The organism is Amycolatopsis sp. NPDC003861, assembly GCF_053605405.1.
The window spans coordinates 1-1,980 of sequence record NZ_JBSGJD010000493.1; the positions used below are offsets into that span (position 1 = coordinate 1).

At 74.2% G+C, this 1,980-nt stretch carries 3 protein-coding genes and 1 pseudogene; all 4 read left to right on the forward strand.

From position 1 onward, the window contains the following. The coding region (locus ACWEVN_RS47675; RefSeq protein WP_452055687.1) for a substrate-binding domain-containing protein at window positions 1-444 on the forward strand (444 nt) is incomplete at its 5' end. Beyond that, window positions 441-1,439 (forward strand): Gfo/Idh/MocA family protein, encoded by a 999-nt coding sequence (locus ACWEVN_RS47680; protein ID WP_449685067.1) that lies wholly within the window; start codon window positions 441-443, stop codon window positions 1,437-1,439. The genes ACWEVN_RS47675 and ACWEVN_RS47680, both read left to right, overlap by 4 nt. A gap of 32 nt (window positions 1,440-1,471) precedes the next feature. Then, on the forward strand, window positions 1,472-1,747 hold the full coding sequence (locus tag ACWEVN_RS47685; RefSeq protein WP_452055688.1) for a hypothetical protein: 276 nt from the start codon (window positions 1,472-1,474) through the stop codon (window positions 1,745-1,747). Window positions 1,748-1,770: 23 nt separating this feature from the next. Beyond that, a pseudogene (locus ACWEVN_RS47690) lies at window positions 1,771-1,830 on the forward strand (hypothetical protein); the annotation flags it as partial. Between the last annotated feature and the right edge of the window lie 150 nt (window positions 1,831-1,980).

Below are 1,980 nucleotides of genomic sequence, written 5' to 3' on the forward strand. Positions count from 1 at the left end.
CGCCGCCGCGGGTTCCAGGCGGCGATGCGGCGGCACGGGCTGGAGCCGATCGTGGTGCGCAGCGAGCACACCGACACCGGCGGCGAGAAGTCGGTGCGGGAGCTGCTGGCGACGTACTCCCGGGCCGACCTGCCGACCGGGCTGGTGGCGGGCAACGACTTCAACGCCGTCGGGGCCATCTCGGCCCTGGAGGAAGCCGGCTTGCGCGTGCCGGAAGACGTGTCGGTCGTGGGGTACGACAACACGTCGCTGGCGGCGCTGCGGCACCTCTCGCTGACCACAGTGGACCAGCCGCGCACCGAGATGGGGCGGCTGGCCTTCGAAGCGCTGATCGAGCGCGTCCGCGGGGAGCGCACGGAGCCGGTCCGGCACCTGCTGCACCCGTCACTGGTGGTCCGTGCGACCACCGCCGGGATTTCCGAAACAGGAGGAGCTGCACGATGAGGTTGGGACTGGCGGGCACCGGCCGGATCGGCACCGCGCACGCGGAGACGCTGAAGGGCTTCGAGGAGGTCGAGTCGGTCGTCGTGGCCGACGTCGACCCGGCGCGGGCCCGGTCGGCCGCCGCGAAGCTCGGCGTCGAATCGGTGGCGCTCGACGAGCTGTTCGCCGCGGGGCTCGACGGCCTGGTCGTCACCGCGGCCACGGACGCGCACCCCGGCCTGATCATCGCGGCGGTCGACGCGGGCATCCCGGTGTTCTGCGAGAAGCCGGTGGCCGCCGACATCCCGGGCACGCTGGCGGTGATCGACCGGATCGGCGCCTCCGACGTCGGAGTCCAGATCGGCTTCCAGCGCCGTTTCGACGCGGGCTACGCGGCGGCCCGGGCGGCGGTCGCGTCGGGCGAGCTGGGCTGGCTGCACACGCTGCGCGCGACGACGTTCGACCCGGCACCCCCGCCGGCGGAGTACGTCGCCCACTCGGGTGGATTGTTCCGCGACTGCGGCGTCCACGACTTCGACATCATCCGCTGGGTGAGCGGCCGCGAAGTCGAGGAGGTGTACGCCATCGGCGCGAACCGCGGCGAGCAGTTCTTCCGCGACGCGGGCGACGTGGACACGGCGGCGGCGACGCTGACCCTGGACGACGGAACCCTCGCCACGGTGTCGATGACCCGCTACAACGGCGCGGGGTACGACGTGCGCCTCGACGTGCTGGGCTCGGTGTCGGGTGTCGTGGTCGGCCTGGACGACCGGGCGCCGCTGCGGTCGGTGGAGCCGGGCGTGGCCCCGCTGCCCGGGCCGGCGTACCCGGGCTTCATGGAGCGCTTCCGCCCGGCGTACACGACGGAGCTGCGTGCGTTCCTGGACGTCGTCGCGGGCCGCGCCCCCTCGCCCTGCGGGGCGGCCGATGCGTTGGAGGCGTTCTACATCGCGGAGGCGTGCGAGGTGTCGCGCCGCGAACGGCGTCCGGTGAAGCTGTCCGAGATCCGCCGCTGAAATCCGGTGGCGCGCCCGGGCAGGCTTGGGGGGTGATCACCTTGACCCCGCTCGACGAGCCCGCTCTCGCGCGGCTGCTCGACGCCGCCGTCGCCGGAGCCGACCCCCTGGAGGTCATGCCCCCGGTCGACGACGTCCCCGGCTGGACCCCCGCGCGCCGCGCGGCGTTCCTGGCCTTCCACCGCGGCCGGTCCCTCGACGCCGCCACCGCGGTGGAACGCACGTGGGTGGTCGACGTGGACGGTGCCGCGGTCGGTGCCGCCCGGCTGGAGCGCCACGGCGACGCGGTGGAAGCGGCCTCTGGCTGAGCCGCGCGGTCCGCGGCCGCGGGATCGGCCGCGAGGTCACCGGCCTGCTGCTGGCCGAGGCCCGGGCGTCCGGCGCGGCGAAGTTCGTGGCCTCGACGACATCCGACAACGTCGGCGCGCGGTCGTTGCTGGCCGGGCTGGGAGCGGAGCTCACCACCGACGGTGACGAGGTCGCCGCGGAACTCCGGCTCAGGTCGTGAGTGGGAAGGCGGGTTCTAACCCGCCTTCCCACT

What these genes read in the sequence shown, in the direction of transcription:
- ACWEVN_RS47680 (WP_449685067.1), top strand. Translation starts at nt 441, where the DNA reads ATGAGGTTGGGACTGGCGGGCACCGGCCGGATCGGCACCGCGCACGCG.